Source organism: Myroides sp. C15-4 (assembly GCF_050522745.1).
Classification (GTDB): domain Bacteria; phylum Bacteroidota; class Bacteroidia; order Flavobacteriales; family Flavobacteriaceae; genus Flavobacterium.
Window position 1 is genome coordinate 1 of record NZ_JBMVQX010000040.1, and the last position, 17979, is coordinate 17979.

Genomic DNA, 17979 nt, shown 5'->3' on the forward strand with positions numbered 1-17979 from the left:
GCGATTAGCTCAGCTGGTTCAGAGCACCTCGTTTACACCGAGGGGGTCGGGGGTTCGAATCCCTCATCGCCCACAATTCATACTAAATTTGGAGTATTTCCGAATGTATATTTATATTCGGGCGATTAGCTCAGCTGGTTCAGAGCATCTCGTTTACACCGAGAGGGTCGGGGGTTCGAATCCCTCATCGCCCACAACAAAAAAGCCTATTCATTTCGAATAGGCTTTTTTTGTTTTTATGGTTTGCGGTTTGCTACAAACCGCAAACCATGCTGTTGATTTAATCTAAATTTCTCATCAATTGTATGATGTGTGGATTAGTTACCAAAAGGTGAAATTCTTTGAGTAAAACAATTGTACATTCCGGACAATCAGGTAATATACCTGGGTGGTCTGGGGTATCTAAGGGAAGTGGATTCGGATCGTAAGAGATAGCAGTCGCTGTATTGTATTTAAGATCAGTTCCGCTAACTGTTGCAAGATTGTAAACGGCTTTTCGCGTTATGTCTTCTTCTGTTAAGGTATAGGTCGTTTGGTACGTCCAGGTCTCTGTTGTATCTAATAATCCATCGTTATTCGTGTCTCCACTAATATAAGTTGGTGTAGGTAGGTTGCTTAAACGATCATCTACGATTGAGATTCTTGTAAGAGGAACATTCCCCGTATTTTTTACCTTAAAGCTATACGTAATAGTTTCTCCAGCACTAGCAAAGCCACCATTTGAAGCGGTTTCGTTGAATTTTCCTACCTTGGTTAAAGTAAGTGCCGGTTTAGGATTAATATTTCCACCTGTTTCTGAACAAATTCCTTCAATTTCTTGTTTTAAACCTGGAGGCCATAGTTCATGACAAGTGCTGGCACTTGTACACAGGTTCGCATTTCCAGGAGAAACGTGTGCTAATCCAGCCAATGCAAACCAATTAACATTAAAAGAATCCGATAAGCGAGCGCCAGGTGTACCCGAAGCAGGAGCTCGATTCACAACGTTGGCATTGACATCGCCCTTTCCAACATGGTTCACCATGGGATAGTGAGTGGAAGAGATGGATAAGGTGGCACAAACATTTATATTTGCACCATCACCTAGATTAAATTCCGCTTTACTTGGAATTGTGGGATCTCCATCCGCAGGATCGAGCTGACTAATGGACCCATTTACACTAAAAAAGCTAAAATTACCGACATGAACAACCGCATTGTTTTTACTTCTAATCTCGCCAATATTTACCGCCCCTTTAAAAAAGAATCCTGAATAATCGCAAATGATGATTTCTCCACCTTTCATGTGCATTGTGCCTGAAGCTTGCAGAACAACACCGGTTGCAATATAAAGGATTGCCCCTGGTTCAATTGTAAAAGTCGATCCAGTTAAAGTGAGATGCTCTAAAACATGGTATCTTTTTCCGGCTTCTAATGTGTTTTCTGACGCTGTTAGTGCTATAGAACCTGGAGGAATTGTGCAAGGAGATGTCGCAGCTTGACCTTCTATCATTAGTAAAGCGAAGAATAGCCAAAAGAAAGGTTGAAGTAAAGCCAGATTTGTTTTTTGTTTCATAGTATATGGATTCAATGTTTAGTGTGTAATCTAGGGCATAGAAAAGCGCAGTATGCTTTTAGTTGAAACTATCACCAAGACGAAGGAGAATTGTTTGCTTAGTGGGGACTAGACATCGCAATTTGAACTGTCTTTACAAGACAACATTCAAAAAAAATACAACCTTCGTCTTCTGTGATATTCTTGCGTGTAAAAGTCCCCAAAAAACAGAGGGAATCATGGTCAAAAAAGTAGGGAAATCTTTTCTAATAATTTGGTAACCACTATTAATGTGTTGATTATTAGTGCAGTACGTGTTTTTTTTAAATTAATTCTTTTGACAAGGATTTTGTTTGAAATTTTAACATATTTAAGGCTAGTAAAAGCCTTTAATTTGGATAAAATAGCTGAGAGAAGAATAAGGGAAAGTCCAGATTTATCGTTGATTTGAAAAGAATGTAAAGCTCAAAAGTACACAGCAATTGCGTTTATAGGGGGTTCCTTTTTTTAAATTAACACTTGTAGAGAATTTTAGATTTTAAAAAGTCTGAAATTCTTTCGTAATTTGCATATTTGAAATGAATCGATAGGATTCGGTGTACTATTTTGTGATAGCGTTTTGTCAACAAACCATTGTTTGGAGCAATGTTGAAGGTTAAATAAAAAATGGATGAAAGAAAAAAGAAATTTAGGGATACTTATCATTCTTCTACTTTGCAGCTTGTCCTATGCACAAGTGAGTAAATCAGAAAAATTGTTGGCGACTATTCTCACCGAAGTTCGAGCAGTAAATAAGGAAAGGGCTTTTTTTCTCGTTGATTCTATTTATAAAAACGAACCTGATGTTCATGTAAAAATACATGCGTTGTTTATACATGCTTATTTGTATCACGACGAATTTGATATTCCTACTTCATTGCAATTTGCTTTTCAAGCGATTGACTTAGCTGAAAAAAATAAGAGTTATAAATGGCTGAGTCGTCTATACGGCTTTGCTGGAGCAGAGTACAGTCGCTTAGGTCTTTTTAATGAAGCATTGCAATATTTTGATAAGATTGAAGCTGTGATTCCAAAAATTGCAGATGAACACGATCGCAACTTCTCCTATTTTTACTACCATCATTTGTTATCCGCTTATTACTATGAGCAAAAGAATTACAATGAAGCTTTACAGAGTATACAACGAGCAGAAAGTTATATTGCCAAAATTGGAGAGGCATTGATTCACTACAATCATTATATGTGTTCAGTAGAACAGAATAAAGGAATTAATTATCTAGAGTTAAAACAGTATGACAAGGCAAAAAAAGCCTATCAAAAGGGCTATGAATACATTAGCAAGGAAGAAAATACAGAAGAATTTTTAGCGCTAGGTTATATTTACGCGGGATTGGCTAGATTAGATGCACTTGAGCAAAACTCCGCGAATGCAGAACAAATTTTAGCTGCATATCACAAGGCTTTGCACATTGCTAATGTGAATGACAATAGAGATTTAAAGGAAATCTGTGACGATTATCTCAGAGCATACTATGAGTCTATTGGGGATTGGGAAAACTACAGCCTATACAATAAAGCCTATTTAAAGGAAAGACAAGAAAAAGAAGAATTCAGAGCGAAAACAGTCAATGAACTATTAGCCAAACAACAGCTATACCAAGCAAAGATTGTGGATAAAAACAAGAAGTATTTGGTTGTTATTGTTTCTTTTTTATTGGTCTTATTAGTCGCTCCGGGTATTTATTTTATTGTTAAGCGCAAAAGAAAACAACCTAACTCAACAGGGGAAGGAACATCTACTGCTTTAGTAGAGAAATTAGCCTTAGGGAAAGAAAGCGAATTGGCCCAGTTTTTTATTGGAGTTAGTTGGTATGCAGAACCTGTGAAGGAAAGTGAACAAGCCATTATTAGAGCGCTTACACATTTCGAAGTAGAAAAGGGCTTTTTAGATAGTACAGTGACAATTGATACCCTTGCAGAAGCATGGCAAACCACTGTATTTGAAATCAGTCAGGTACTAAAGAAGCACAAACAAGTAGAGTTTAAAGTGTACCTTACACAATGGAGGCTTTTTGAAAGTGTAAAAATTATGCGATTTGAACGTGAATATAGAGATTATAAAATTAGTCATTTAGCAGAGGTTGTTGGGTTTGGTTCACATAGTAGTTTCTCCATAGAGTTTAAAAAAAGCATAGGAGTTAATCCTTCCTTCTTTATTCAGTATTTAGAAGAAATAGAAAAGAAATAATCGTAGTCCATGGGCGAATATACGCTACAGCATCTTTTTATTGTCATGATTCTCACTATATTGTGTGTAATAGCTGTGTTGACTCTTGTCGTTGATAAAAAGATGGCGATAAACAAGAATGTCTTTTTCAGTAAAAGAAAACAATTGACGTGGATGTTATTGTTATTTGGTCTTGTACAATTGGTTGTATTTATGGTGCAGAGCGAGAAGATCCTTGCTCATGTTAGTGTTAGTTTCTTGTTTTTATTCTGGCCTAGCTTTTATCTTTGCTTGGCTGAATCCCATCACATATTAGGTCGAAATAAAAGTTATATAGGTACTTTCTACTTTTCTTATGTGCTTGCCTTATTAGTGTTAATCGAGTTCTTTATTCACGACCTATATGATTGGGTAAGTGAGGGATTCCTTTTGCTTTCAGTTGTAGTGTTGAGCAGCATAAAACTCTACTATTTGTTTTTGATTTTCAAAACAATGAGTAAAGTGCAGCAGCGTACACCAATGCGTTTCATGTTATTTTGTGGGCTTTTTTTGTCGAGTAGCAGCCTAGTGCTCGTTGTTTATTTAGCCCATAACACACAGATGTTAGTTTTGAGTTTGTTGCTGTTTACGTTCTTTTTACTCCTGTTGAGTCTTGGTTTTTTTCAGCAAGCTATTGCTGGGTTAAGGCAATCTGTACCAGGAGAGAGCAAAGAAATTCCGGTAACACTCATGTCTAAACTCCAGGTGACAGGCCAACGCGAAGACCACTGGAATAAATACACCAAATCCGCTATAGATCCCATGCGTTTACAAACAGCAAAAGGATTGCTAGAAAACTTAGCCAAGGACTATTTTTTTGATTCTTCATTGAGTTTGCATCAATTGGCTCATGTTTTAGGACTAACGAAATATGAGTTGAGCTATTTATTTTCGAACCAATTGAATACCAATTTTAATCAATATGTCAATACAATTCGAGTAGCGAAAGCTAAAGAATTGTTATTAGCTGCAGATTGTGAGCATTTGTCTGTAAAAGAAATTGGAGTGGAAGTCGGATTTAGCTCCAATACATCCTTTTATCGCGCATTCAAAGAGCATTATACTTTACCGCCTTTAGCGTATAGAAAAAAGAGCGAAGCACAGTAATATTGCAGGAGAAAATAGCCGTTTTAGTCGGATGTATACCTGTGTCGAAAACGCATAAAAACAGGGTCACAATTTTAAAATTAACCAAAGTATTTCAGTAGATTCGTGGATAGAAAACCGCATCCTTCCTAAATAAATAATAAATCAGCTGGTTCGCTTATAAATTTTCCTTTTATCTATTTTATAGATGATAAAATAAGAATTATCTTTGTCTCTTAAATTTATTAATGATGTTGAATCAGATTTTAACTCCTCAGATTATAAAGGCAGCCCAAGAGCTGTATGATGTAGTACTTGATAAAGTTGAATATCAAGTGACTAGAAAAGAGTTTGAAGGAGATGTTACGGTTGTTATTTTCCCTTTTTTAAAACAAATTAAAGGTAATCCTATCGAGATAGGTACTAAAATTGGTGATTATTTAGTTGAAAATACAGCTGAAATAGAACGGTTTAATGTTGTAAAAGGATTTTTAAATTTAGTTGTTTCTGATACTTACTATCTATCTTCCTTCGAGAAGATGTATGGAGAAGCTCATTTTGGATACCAAACGCCAGCGGTAGACGACAAAGCTGTACTAGTTGAATACTCTTCACCGAATACCAACAAACCTTTACACTTAGGACACGTTCGAAATAACTTACTTGGTTTTTCTGTAGCCGAAATTTTAAAAGCTTCAGGGAAAAAAGTGTATAAAACACAAATTATCAACGATAGAGGAATCCATATTTGCAAGTCGATGTTGGCTTGGCAAAAGTTTGGTCATGGTGAAACACCTGAGTCAACGGGATTAAAAGGAGATAAACTAGTCGGAAATTACTATGTAAAATTCGATATTGAATACAAAAGTCAAATCAAGGATTTGATGGCAACGGGTATGACAGAAGACCAAGCGAAAGCAGAAGCTCCAATCATCAAAGAAGCCAAACAGATGCTTCTCGATTGGGAAGCTGGAAAACCAGAAGTCATCGCGCTATGGAAAAAGATGAACCAATGGGTATACGATGGTTTTGCTGTTTCTTATGCTAATTTAGGGATTGATTTCGATAAAAACTATTACGAAAGTGATACGTATTTATTGGGGAAAGATGTGGTTGAAGATGGATTAGCTCGTGGTGTATTCTTTAAAAAAGAAGATAACTCCGTATGGATCGATCTAACAGACGAAGGTTTAGATGAAAAATTAGTTCTTCGTGGAGATGGTACCTCTGTGTATATGACACAAGATATTGGAACAGCTATTCAGCGTGTGAAGGATTTTCCAGATATTGGCGGGATGGTTTATACGGTTGGAAATGAACAAGATTACCATTTTAAAGTGTTGTTCTTAATTCTAAAACGCTTAGGTTTTGATTGGGCCGATAGCTTGTATCACTTATCTTATGGAATGGTTGATTTACCTTCAGGTAAAATGAAGAGTAGAGAGGGGACTGTTGTGGATGCTGATGAACTGATGATGGATATGACGGATACAGCACGTTCTATTTCGGAAGAATTAGGTAAATTAGAAGGGTACTCTGAAGAAGAAAAAGCAACGTTGTATAAAACGATTGGTTTAGGAGCACTTAAATACTATATCTTAAAAGTAGATCCTAAAAAACGAATCCTATTTAATCCAGAAGAATCTGTTGATTTTGCTGGAAATACAGGACCGTTTATTCAATATACTTATGCTCGTATTCAGTCGATTTTACGTAGAGCGGATTTTGATCTTGCTGCGGTTGCAACTGAAATTGCATTAGATCCAAAAGAAAAGGAAATTATCAAATTATTAGAAGATTTCCCCGAAGTAATTCAAAATGCAGCAAAATCTCATAGCCCTGCACTTGTAGCAAACTATGTATATGATCTGGTAAAAGAGTACAACTCGTTCTATCAAACGGTTTCTATTCTTGGAGAAGAAGACCTAACGCTAAAAACGTTTAGAGTACAATTGTCTCAAAAAGTTGGTTTGGTGATCCAAGACGCTTTCTCCTTGTTGGGAATAGCGGTACCAAATCGTATGTAATTAAGTTCTTTGTGAAAGTAGTAAAATCATACATGATACAGTCATTAGCCATTATTATATTGGCTAGTGGCTTTTTTTTATTCTTTAAGGCTAACTTGCCACAAAAGATTTTTTCTGAAGAAAAACCCAAAACGAGTAATGTCGTGATTGATAGCTTATTATTAGAGGCTATTGAAAATGAAAAAGGAGCTGTTGAAAAAGAAAAAGTAGATTCAAAAGAGGTAGAAAACGAAGAAACAGAGAAAGGAGAGGTACTTATTATCAATGAGGAAGACTTGTTTTCTAATGAAAGTGAAGCTAACTTCAAGGGAATGGTTTTCTTAGATTACTTCTTTGGACGTTTGTACCAATTAGAAAATCAAAGTGAAGGACGTGTGCGAATTGCCTATTACGGTGATTCCATGACAGATGGTGATATGATTGTACAAGACTTGCGTAAAAATTACCAAGATAAGTATGGTGGATCGGGAGTTGGGTTTGTTCAGATTACCTCTGAATCAGCGCAATCTCGGGGATCTATTACCCATAAATATTCACCAAATTGGAAAGTACAGTCCTATTTGAATGTGAAGAAACCGCGCAAGCCTTTCGGAATCAGTGGACAAGTTTTCTTTGTCAAAGATACTGTAAAACCAACATGGGTCAGTTATCAAGCAGGGAATATCCGCAATATGACTACATTAAACAGTCCAACATTATATTATGGTCGATCGACCAATACAAGGGGAACTGTAGAAGTGGTGATGCAAAAGGATACGCTTCGTAAAACATTGCAGGCTACACAAGCCCTGAATAAACTAAAATTGGCGAAAGGTGCAATTAGACAATTAAAAATACAGTTTGTACAAGCTGATTCTATTCCGTTGTATGGGATAGACGTGAGTAGTGCAACAGGGGTGCAGGTAGATAATTATTCGAGTCGTGGAAACTCAGGATTGCCTTTGTCTTTGTTTAATGTAGGGGTTATGCAACAGTTCCAAAAAGAGCTGGATTATAGTTTAATCATTTTGCACTATGGAACGAATGTGTTAAATTATGGATCATACAATTATAGTTGGTATACCAAACAGATGAATAAAGTCGTTAGTCATTTAAGACAATGTTTTCCAAAAGCATCTATTTTGGTTATTTCAACAGCAGATAAATCGACAAAATACAATTTAACGATGCAAACCGATTCTGCTGTGACTCCTTTGATGCGTGCACAACGCAAATATGCAATAGAGTCCAAAACTGGATTTTTTAATTTGTATGAAGCCATGGGAGGAAGAGGATCTATGGTTAAATGGGTAGAAGAATCACCTACAAAAGCCAATAAAGATTATACACACTTTAACTTTAGGGGGGCTCAAGCAGTATCTGCGCTAATTTTTAAACAATTGGAAGAAGGGTATGCTACCTATAAAGGAGAAAAAGGAAGAGAAACAAAAGCACAAGAAATAAAACAGAAGGAAGATTCTGTGCAAACAAAAAAAGTTCAAAACGAAATAGATACAGTATCCAATGATAAGATGGAATAGAGTTGTAGCTCCGCTGCTATTTTTATGTAGCTTAGGAGTTTTTGCTCAAGAAACGAAGCAAGATCAAGTATTGAATGAGGTTAGTACTGAACATGATTCAGTAAATACGGCCTATAGGAATAAGATTTACTATCCAGAACAATTGAAACACTTTTTTCAAAGCTTAAAAGAATTAAGCGAAGGAAAACGAAAAAAAGTAAATATTGTTCACATTGGAGATTCTCATATTCAAGCTGATTTTTTTAGCGGACGAGTAAGAAGTTTAATTCAAGAACAATTTGGAAATGGCGGATTGGGATTTACCTTTCCCTATCAATTAGCGCGTACTAATAGCAATAATTTCGTGCGCTATTCTAGTAATTCACCTTGGGAAAATAGGCGTAATATCTACCCTGTTAATGGGGCAAAAGTTGGATTGAGCGGAATTGCTTTATCTTCTTCAACAAAAGACGCCGTAATTAAAGTGGATTTGCGCGAAAGCAAGTTCGCCTTTACTAAAGTAAAACTATTTACGCCAACGAATGATTTGGTGTATCGCGTGGGAACGGCAGAGAAAGAACTCAATTTAAGCAGTACGGTAACCAAAAATAATTCCCATAAAATAAAAGCAGGGGAATCTTTATCTGGTATTGCTAAAAAATACAATACAACTGTTGCGAAACTGAAGCAATTAAATAAGCTAAAATCGACGAATATCCAGGCAGGTAAGACCCTACTTGTGCCCGGCAAACAAGTAGAACATACTGCAATTGCAGCTTCTTCTTTTCATCCTGTAAACTACGCGAAAGAGAAAAGCTTTTATGCTTTTGATTTTCCTCAAGCAACGGAACAGTTTTACTTATATGCCGATGTGCCAGCTGATCAGTATGAGCTGAATGGGTTGGTTTTAGAGAATGATCAAGCAGGAATATTATATCACACCATTGGTGTAAATGGCGCACGTTACTCTGACTATAACAAGTATCCGTTATTTTTTAGTCAATTAGAAGGGTTACAGGCCGATTTAATCATTATTTCTTTGGGAACAAATGAAGCTTTTGATAAAATGGATGAAGAAAGTTTTAAAACCGAAATTAACCACTTTCTAAAAGAAGTAAAAGAACGCAATCCACAAGTATCAATCTTAATTACTTCACCGCCGCCAAGTTATTTTTCTAAAGGTGTACCCAATACCGTTGCAAGTGCGTTAACCAATGAGATTATTATCAACGGCATTGATCAAAAATATGCGATTTGGGACATGTATTATAATTTAGGAGGTACCTTGGGATTGCCTTATCTTATTGATGAGCAAATGCTATCCAAAGATTTAGTACATTACACGATTAAGGGCTATGAATACACAGGTACTTTGTTTTATGAAGGATTGATGGAAGTGTATCAAAATTATTTTACAACAGAAACGGAGCAGACAAATGAGTCTATTTAACATAGAAATGCCCTCTGTAACCTGGGATGAAGTTATCCATTGGTTTACATTTAACCCTAAAGAACCGCTGTTATTTAACTCCGGGTTGTTTTTAGGGATGTTTATTGTTTTTTATCTGATTTATATTGGTTTACGAAAAACATTCCACGTTCGGTTATTATACGTGGTCTTGTTTTCTTTGTTCTTCTACTATAAGTCCAGTGGATTATACCTTTTTATCTTAATTGGCTCCTCCTTAATGGATTATACTTTTGCTAATACCATCAACAAAAGTAGCAATGAGACAAAAAAACGAATGCTCTTAACCCTGAGCGTCGTCTTAAATTTAGGACTACTGGGGTATTTTAAATACACCAATTTCTTTTTGGATGGATTTAATTTCTTCGCTAATTCCAAATTTCACTTGGATGATTTGATTTTACCTGTTGGGATTTCATTTTATACCTTTCAATCCATCAGTTATATTATCGAAATTTATCGCAAAGAAATAGAACCAACGAAGAATTTCTTGGACTATTTATTCTTTATCTCCTTTTTTCCCCAACTTGTTGCTGGGCCAATTGTTCGGGCCAAAGACTTCATTCCACAGATTTATTCTAATTTGATCGTTACGCGTGATCAGGTGAATGAAGGAATGCTGTTAATTATTGGTGGAGTATTGAAAAAAGCTGTCATTTCAGATTATATCTCCATTAATTTTGTGGATCGCGTTTTTGACGCACCAAATAGCTATACTGCTTTTGAAAATTTAATGGCTTCTTATGGCTATGCTATTCAGATTTATTGTGATTTCTCTGGGTACTCCGATATGGCCATTGGTATTGCTTTACTCTTAGGGTATCGCTTGCCAATGAACTTCAATGTTCCTTATCAATCCACATCGATCACTGAGTTTTGGCGCAGATGGCATATTTCATTATCTACCTGGCTTAAGGACTTTTTATATATTTCTGTAGGAGGAAACCGCAAGGGGTCCTTTGGAGGATATTTCTTTCCTGCTCTGTTCTTTGTTGGGATTATTGGATGGGGCGTTTACAGCTATAGTAACAGTATCTATCCTTTAATTATTGGAATTTTAGCCTTCGTGGTCTTTATGTTGACTATTGCGCTTTCAAAAACAAGAGAAAAGAGTTTGTTTACAAATTTTAACTTGTTGACAACAATGTTGTTAGGAGGGTTATGGCATGGAGCTAGTTTGCGCTTTATCGTATGGGGCGCTTTGCATGGCATCGCCTTGGCTGTACACAAATTAGCGATGGAATTATTTCCGCGTAAAAAGGATAAGCCCGTTTCTTTCGTTTGGCGTGTAATTTCAATTCTATTGACTTTTCACTTTGTAACCTTTTGTTGGATCTTCTTCCGCGCAAACTCATTCGAAACTGCATTGAATATGATTTATAATATTGCGGATATAGAGTTTGATTGGCAAGCTTGGCAAACCATTATAGCAGGTTATAAAAACGTCTTCTTGCTAATTGCAATCGGATTTATATGGCATTTCATTCCTAAACGTTGGATGGCTATTCCGCACCAATGGTTTAATGTAGCACCTATTTTTGTAAAGTCTGTGGTTTTGGGCTTTGTATTCTGGGTGGTATATGCAACGGCAACCGCAGGGCCCCAACCTTTTATTTACTTCCAATTTTAAGGCATAAAAAAGAATAAACAAAAAGCCTCGCAAATCGCGAGGCTTTTTTTATTTTCTAATATCAGCGCTGTGTTTCGGTGAAAGATTAGGTTCGGCAAAAGAAATTACTTGTTCCTCTTCCAGTGCTGCTAAAATGGCATACACATTTTTGTAATCCGTTTGAGCGGGAATATTGACTACAAAATAGTAATCATCAACCAATTCAATTTCGGTTTGTGCATATAAAATTTCATTATACAAATCTTCGCGCTTGTATTTTTCCTTGAGCACCATAACTTGAATCGTACTATTTCCAGAAGGTTGCTCTATATGAACGAGTTGATAACGCTTTTCTTTTTCATCATATACCGCATGTACAATATCTTCGCAAGACAATTCGGGACCATAGAAGGGAATGTTGTCAATTTGAAATAATTGTTGGTCTTGATCGACTAGAATTCCCCATAAAATCTCTTCAGTTTCTTTTTCTAATACTTCACTGTGATATTGGATCGCGATTTGCTCGTATTGTTCTTTCATACTCTTTCGGTTTTAATTAGGGAAATTAGGTTATTCAAATTGTTTACAAAGATAGGTGGTATAAACGTAATTTTTAAGAGAACACACATATTTGTTGGAATTTTTCGCCTGTTTTCCCTGTAAATAACTACCAAAAAAAAGAGTATCTTAGGCGCTAGAATGACCAAAAAATACTTTATTTACTATGATTATGAAATCTTATTTTTATGTTTTTGTTTTACTGATTACCTCTTCTTTTTCGCTCTATGCTCAAAATCAGATGGAAGAGTTGATGAAGGAGGGGATTGCTTATCACGATGAAGGAAAGTATGACAAAGCCATAGAAGCGTACAAAAAAATGTTGGATTTAGATCCGCGTTCGACGACAGGACATTATGAGATTGCCATGAGTTATATGTATAATGGTAACTATGATTTGGCGATTAAGCACAGTCAGATAGCAATTGATCAAGGAGGAAGGTTGTTAGTACCTGCTGTGGTAGTGAAAGCTTCTTCTTTGAGTAACCTCAATCGTGTAGACGAGGCAATTGCGCTATTGGAGGATGCCGTTGAAAATTTGAATGCCGATGTTATGGTATATTACAATTTAGCTATTGCGTATTGGAAGCAAAATAAGATAGATCAAGCGGAAATGGCGCTGATTGAAGGAATTCATGATAATCCAATGCACGCGAGTTCTCACTATATGTTGGCTATTATACAAGCGGATAAAGGAAAGCGAACAGAAGCAATGTTATCAGGGTATTTCTTTTTATTACTTGAGACGCATACTACACGTACAGTAAAAATGGAACAGCTAGTAAAAAATTTATATACGACAGGAGTAACAGAAACGGAAGGATCGACGAAAAAGAAAAAAAGCGTCAATATGACCTTGGATAGAGAGCGTATGGCTTCTCCATTCGCCACTGTAGAAATGGGACTGAGTTTAATGGCAGCTCATGCATTTTCGGAGAAAAATACAAAAAAAGGCGATGCTTTTTACAGCAATACTACCCGTTTTATGGGGTTAGTTAGCGAGGTAAAAAGACCAGAGGAGCAAGTGGAGGATGATATCGCAATGAATTTCTACGTTCCTTTTTTCGGTGAGTTATACGAAAGAAATTACACGGATGTTTTTTGCAATTACATCAGTCAGATGAAGCCAGGAGGCAACCGCAGATGGATTGATAAAAATATTGATAAAGTGCGCATTTTTGAACAATGGGTCGTGGATAAATCTCGAGCGTTAATCGGGATTGAGCTAGACTAATAAAAAAAGCGAGTAGTGAACTACTCGCTTTTTTTATTACACGCTGTTGGCTATTGCCAACCACCGCCAAGTGCTTTGTATAATTGTACCCCATATTGGAGTTTGTTTAACTTTAATTTATTGAGATTTAACTCGTTATCTAACATGTTTTTTTGTGCATTAATGACCTCAATATAGGTAGCATACCCACTGTTGAACAATAAATTAGATTGTTTAACCCCTAAACGAGATGTAGTTACTTGCTCATCTGCAATCTCAATTTGCTCTTCGGTCGTTTTCAAGTTGACTAAGGCATCTGTCACTTCTGTCACTGCAGTATACACCGTTTTTTGAAAGTCTATCTCACTCTTAGTACGCTCTATTTTAGCTACTTCAAAGGCCGTTTTTAGTTTGCGCTTATTGAAAATAGGATTGGCAACTTTTCCGATTAAACTTCCAAATAGAGAGCCGGGAATATTGAACCAATTTTCACCAAGCATGCTATTTACGCCTCCTTCTAAATTGATCGTTAGTGAAGGGTATCTCGCAGTTTGTGCTACACCAACGGCCGCATTCTTCGCTTTTAATTCCAACTCTGCGCCTTGTACATCGGGGCGGTATTGCAACAAGGCTAAGGGGAGTCCTGTACTACCTAGTTCTTCTTGTCTAACTTCGGTCAATTTAATTTCGCGTTCAATACTTGTTGGCAATTGACCTGTTAAAAGGGAAAGTGCATTTTCTTGAATAGCAATTTGTTGTTTTAACGATGGAATTAAGGCTTTTGCTACCAACATTTGGTTTTTCGTTTGTGTGATCGCTAAGGAGGTAATTTGTCCTGCATCTCGTTGTAATTCTACTATTTTTAACGTGTTTTTCGTTAATTCGTAGTTGGTTTGTGCCACTTCCATTTGGGCATCAAGGAGTAATAAATTGTAATATCCTTGTGCAATTTGTGCTATTAATTCGGTCTGAACCGCTTTACGCGCTTCTTCTGTTTGTAAAAAGCGAGCCAATTGTTCTGCTGTTTGACTTTTTATCTTGCCCCAAATGTCAATCTCCCAACTTAAGGCCAACCCAGAGGTATATTGAGCCGAATTGACATACATATTCGTAGGTGGTTCTTCGCCCTTGTTTTTGTAATAGTTTGACGAAGGAGTTCCATAATAGTTCGCTGAACGGTATTGATAGGCCACACTACCAACCTCCAAACCTAAGGATGGAAGCCATTCTAACTTGGCTTGTTTGGTGTTTTGTGCCGCTATTTCCAAGTTTTTAAGCGCATTTTGCATGTCAAAGTTATGAGACAATCCCTTGTCTATTAAACTCGTTAACTGCTCGTCTTGAAAGAAATCGCGCCATTTGATTGCCGATATATTCAGCGAATCTTCTACTGCTAAGCTATCCTTTTGTCCCCTGTACTGTTCAGGTAGGTCAAAGGTTGGCGTTTTGTATTTCGATTGAGGTGCACAAGCTTGAAACAAAGTCAAACCTGCACCCAATAGAACGACTAGAGTCAAATGCGATGTGTTGCTTTTATGTATCATGCTCTTGTTTTTAATCGTTAGTAAATTTTGCTTTTAATCGCTCATCGATATTTTGGAAGATGACAAATAACACAGGAATAATAAAAATACCTGCTGCCACACCAAATAGCATACCCCCAGCGGCACTAAAACTAATGGAATGATTTCCTTGTGCTGATGGACCAACGGTAAACATCAAGGGGATTAAACCTGCAACGAAGGCAAAAGAAGTCATCAAAATAGGACGTAGTCTCATTTTAGCTCCTTCTATCGCTGATTCTACCACAGATAAGCCCTTTCTGCGCTGTTGAAGCGCAAATTCTATAATTAAAATGGCATTTTTCGCCAATAAACCAATCAACATCACCAAACCTACTTGGACGTAAATATTGTTTTGTAAGCCTGCTAAATTGACAAACAACGCAACACCTAAGATTCCCGTTGGTACGGTCAATAAGATAGCGATGGGCAAGAAGTAGCTCTCATATTGCGCTGCCAACAAAAAGTAAACGAAGATAATACTCAGCGCAAAGATGAAAATCGCTTGACTTCCAGAATCTTTTTCTTCCAACGACATGCCCGTAAATTCATACGAATAGTTTCCTGGCATTTTGCTCGTTACCTCTTCAATAGCTTTCATGGCATCTCCTGTACTGTATCCTTGACCCGGATTTACTTTAACCGTAATGGCATTGTACAAATTATATCGACTTACTGTTTGTGGACCTAATACTTTTTTCAATTTTACCAACGTATTGGCTGGTAGCATTTCTCCATCCTTGTTTTTGACGTAAATTGAACTAAAGGATTGAGGGTTTTCTCTGTATTCAATATCCGCTTGCATGTATACGCGATATGTACGTCCAAAACGATTAAAATCTCCAGCTTTTACCCTTCCATAATAGTTTTTAATTGTATTCATTAAATCCTTAACGCTTACCCCTAAAGACTTAGCCTTGATGTAGTCAATCTCTAAGAGATATTGCGGAAAGTTTGCTTTAAACGAAGTAAAGGCAGTACCAATTTCTTCACGGCCATTTAATTCTTTAATCACGTCATCTGCTGCTTGGCTGAAGGAAGTGAAATCACCCCCTAAGCGATCTTGTATAACGAATTCAATTCCACCAAAATCTCCAAAACCTTGAATCGTTGGACGCGGGAAAACGTTGAATGACGCTTCGTTGATTACCGATAAATCCTGTTGAATTTCATCGATGATTTGATCTATATTTTTTACTTTTCCTCTTTTTTTATACGGTTTTAAATTGATGTATCCCACAGCAAAAGAGGGGCTTGCATTTCCGTCAATGGTATTGTATCCCGATATAGCAGTCATGCCTTCAATGTCTGTTCTCTGTTTTAAGATGCTATCGGCTTTGGCCAAAACCACTTTTGTTCTTGCCAAGGAAGCACCTGGAGGCATCGCTAAGGAATACGTAATAAAACTGTCATCCTCTCTAGGAATAAAAGACGAAGGTGTTTTATACAAAAAGAATACCCCTAATCCGATGATGAGTACCAGGCCAGAAATGGCCACCTTTTTATTGCGAATTAACTTGCCGATCGTCGCTACGTATTTATTGGTAAACGAGTCAAAAGCCGTATTAAAAGCAAAGAAAAAACGGGCAGATACTCTTTTTATAGGATTCTTTTCTTTGTGTTTGGCCAATTCCTCTGCATGTGGTTGTTTTAGAAACAACGCACATAAGGCCGGACTCAGCGTCAAGGCATTAACGGCAGAGATTAGAATGGCAAAGGCAAGAGTATAAGCAAATTGCTTGTAAAAGATCCCCGCTGGGCCTTGCATAAAACCAACAGGCAAGAATACGGCAGACATCACCAAGGTAATGGAGATAATCGCACGTGTAATCTCACTCATCGTTTCAATCGTTGCTTCTTTGGCTTTGAGTCCCGTTTGATGCATTTTTTCGTGAATCGCTTCCACGACGACTATGGCATCATCCACCACAATACCAATGGCGAGTACCAAGGCAAACATGGTTAATACATTAATGGAGAAGCCCATTAAGTAAATAAAGAACAACGTACCAATTAACGAAATAGGTATGGCTATTGCAGGAATAATTGTCGATCTAAAATCTTGTAAGAACAAGTAAACGATAATGAATACCAAGAAAAAGGCCTCAAAAAGCGTTGTTTTTACCTGATTAATCGATTCGTCAATTTGATCTTTTACTGAATAGCTAATTTCATAGTGAATTCCCTTGGGAAAAGTTGTAGAAATGCGTTCCAATACTTTTCGCACGGCAATATCGATCTCTCTTGCGTTAGACCCCGAGGTTTGCGTAATGTTCATCGTCAAACCTGGAAAGCCATTAACGCTGTTGTCACTTCCTACGTTGGATGCGCCAAATTCTACACGGGCAACATCTTTTAGTAAAAGGACAGAACCATCGACATTCGTTTTGATGACAATGTTTTCATATTCTTCGGGTTGACTGAATCTTCCTCTGTGTTTCAGTGCCGTTTCAAATGCTTCTTCTGAAGTTTCCCCAAAGTTACCAGGGGCAATTTCAAAGTTTTGATCTTTAATTGACGCGATCACATCTTGAGGCGTTAATCCATACAAAGCTAATTTTTCTGGATTTAACCACGTTCGCATGGAGTAATCACGAGCACCTACACGTCCAACTGCTGCAACACCAGGAACGCGTAAGAGTTCTCTATTGATGTTAATTTGCGTAAAAGCCTGAAGGAAGGTTTCGTCGTAAATTTCCTCAGGGTGATCGCTGTAAAAGTTAATGGTCATGATATTACCACTCTGACGTGGGGTTACCGAAATACCATTTTCATTTACTTCTGACGGCAGGTCACTTGAGGCTTTACTCACGCGGTTTTGTACGTTTACAGCCGCTTGATCGGGATCTGTACCTGCTTTAAAAAAAACATTGATTGTACCAGATCCACTATTACTCGCTTTGGAGCTGATATAGGTCATATTATCTACCCCATTAATGGCTTCTTCAATTGGAAGTAAGACACTTTGGGCTACGGTTTCTGCATTGGCTCCAGGATAAGAAGTCGAAACACTTACACTAGGTGGCGCAATTTCGGGAAATCGAGTAATGGGCAATAACGTAAGTCCTACTAGCCCAAGTAAAACGAACATGATCGAAATTACCGTAGCTAGTATCGGACGATTTATAATAGTCTTTAGCATATTTTTCAGTTTTAG

Annotated in this window: 11 protein-coding genes and 2 tRNA genes; 9 read left to right on the forward strand and 4 right to left on the reverse strand. The window is 37.1% G+C overall.

Going from position 1 to position 17979, the window contains the following annotated elements; genetic code table 11:
* A tRNA-Val gene (locus ACPDHL_RS14275) sits at positions 1–73 on the forward strand.
* Between the two features lie 46 nt (positions 74–119).
* A tRNA-Val gene (locus ACPDHL_RS14280) sits at positions 120–194 on the forward strand.
* An 86-nt stretch (positions 195–280) separates the two neighbouring features.
* On the opposite strand, the gene ACPDHL_RS14285 is transcribed toward ACPDHL_RS14280, so the two are convergent.
* Entirely contained in the window at positions 281–1555 is a 1275-nt protein-coding gene (locus ACPDHL_RS14285) for a DUF7507 domain-containing protein (RefSeq protein WP_430533422.1), read from the reverse strand.
* Between the two features lie 649 nt (positions 1556–2204).
* On the opposite strand from ACPDHL_RS14285, the gene ACPDHL_RS14290 reads away from it, so the two are divergent.
* From ACPDHL_RS14290 to ACPDHL_RS14315, 6 genes are all read left to right on the forward strand, one after another.
* A complete protein-coding gene (locus ACPDHL_RS14290) occupies positions 2205–3782 on the forward strand; it encodes a helix-turn-helix transcriptional regulator (RefSeq protein ID WP_430533423.1) in 1578 nt (525 codons plus the stop codon).
* Between the two features lie 9 nt (positions 3783–3791).
* Entirely contained in the window at positions 3792–4907 is a 1116-nt protein-coding gene (locus tag ACPDHL_RS14295) for a helix-turn-helix domain-containing protein (RefSeq protein WP_430533424.1), read from the forward strand.
* Between the two features lie 227 nt (positions 4908–5134).
* Positions 5135–6913 (forward strand): arginine--tRNA ligase, encoded by a 1779-nt coding sequence (gene argS, locus ACPDHL_RS14300; RefSeq protein WP_430533425.1) that lies wholly within the window; start codon positions 5135–5137, stop codon positions 6911–6913.
* A 32-nt stretch (positions 6914–6945) separates the two neighbouring features.
* Complete coding sequence (locus ACPDHL_RS14305) at positions 6946–8433, forward strand: hypothetical protein (RefSeq protein ID WP_430533426.1); 1488 nt, start codon at positions 6946–6948, stop codon at positions 8431–8433.
* Complete coding sequence (locus ACPDHL_RS14310; protein WP_430533427.1) at positions 8417–9862, forward strand: LysM peptidoglycan-binding domain-containing protein; 1446 nt, start codon at positions 8417–8419, stop codon at positions 9860–9862. Before ACPDHL_RS14305 ends, ACPDHL_RS14310 begins: the two co-directional genes overlap by 17 nt.
* Positions 9849–11510 (forward strand): MBOAT family O-acyltransferase, encoded by a 1662-nt coding sequence (locus ACPDHL_RS14315; protein WP_430533428.1) that lies wholly within the window; start codon positions 9849–9851, stop codon positions 11508–11510. Before ACPDHL_RS14310 ends, ACPDHL_RS14315 begins: the two co-directional genes overlap by 14 nt.
* Before the next feature lie 48 nt (positions 11511–11558).
* Here ACPDHL_RS14315 and ACPDHL_RS14320 read toward each other — a convergent pair whose 3' ends face one another.
* Positions 11559–12029 carry a DUF4265 domain-containing protein gene (locus ACPDHL_RS14320; RefSeq protein WP_430533429.1) on the reverse strand — a complete coding sequence of 157 codons (471 nt, stop codon included), beginning with the start codon at positions 12027–12029 and terminating at the stop codon, positions 11559–11561.
* A 184-nt stretch (positions 12030–12213) separates the two neighbouring features.
* Between ACPDHL_RS14320 and ACPDHL_RS14325 the strand changes: the two genes are divergently transcribed.
* A complete protein-coding gene (locus tag ACPDHL_RS14325; protein ID WP_430533430.1) occupies positions 12214–13281 on the forward strand; it encodes a tetratricopeptide repeat protein in 1068 nt (355 codons plus the stop codon).
* 50 nt (positions 13282–13331) lie between these two features.
* Here ACPDHL_RS14325 and ACPDHL_RS14330 read toward each other — a convergent pair whose 3' ends face one another.
* Together ACPDHL_RS14330 and ACPDHL_RS14335 are read right to left on the reverse strand one after the other, a co-directional pair.
* Positions 13332–14804, reverse strand: a complete 1473-nt coding sequence (locus ACPDHL_RS14330) for an efflux transporter outer membrane subunit (RefSeq protein WP_430533431.1) — start codon at positions 14802–14804, stop codon at positions 13332–13334.
* 10 nt (positions 14805–14814) lie between these two features.
* Positions 14815–17964: an efflux RND transporter permease subunit gene (locus ACPDHL_RS14335; protein WP_430533432.1), complete on the reverse strand. Its 3150-nt coding sequence runs from the start codon at positions 17962–17964 to the stop codon at positions 14815–14817.
* Positions 17965–17979 lie beyond the last annotated feature (15 nt).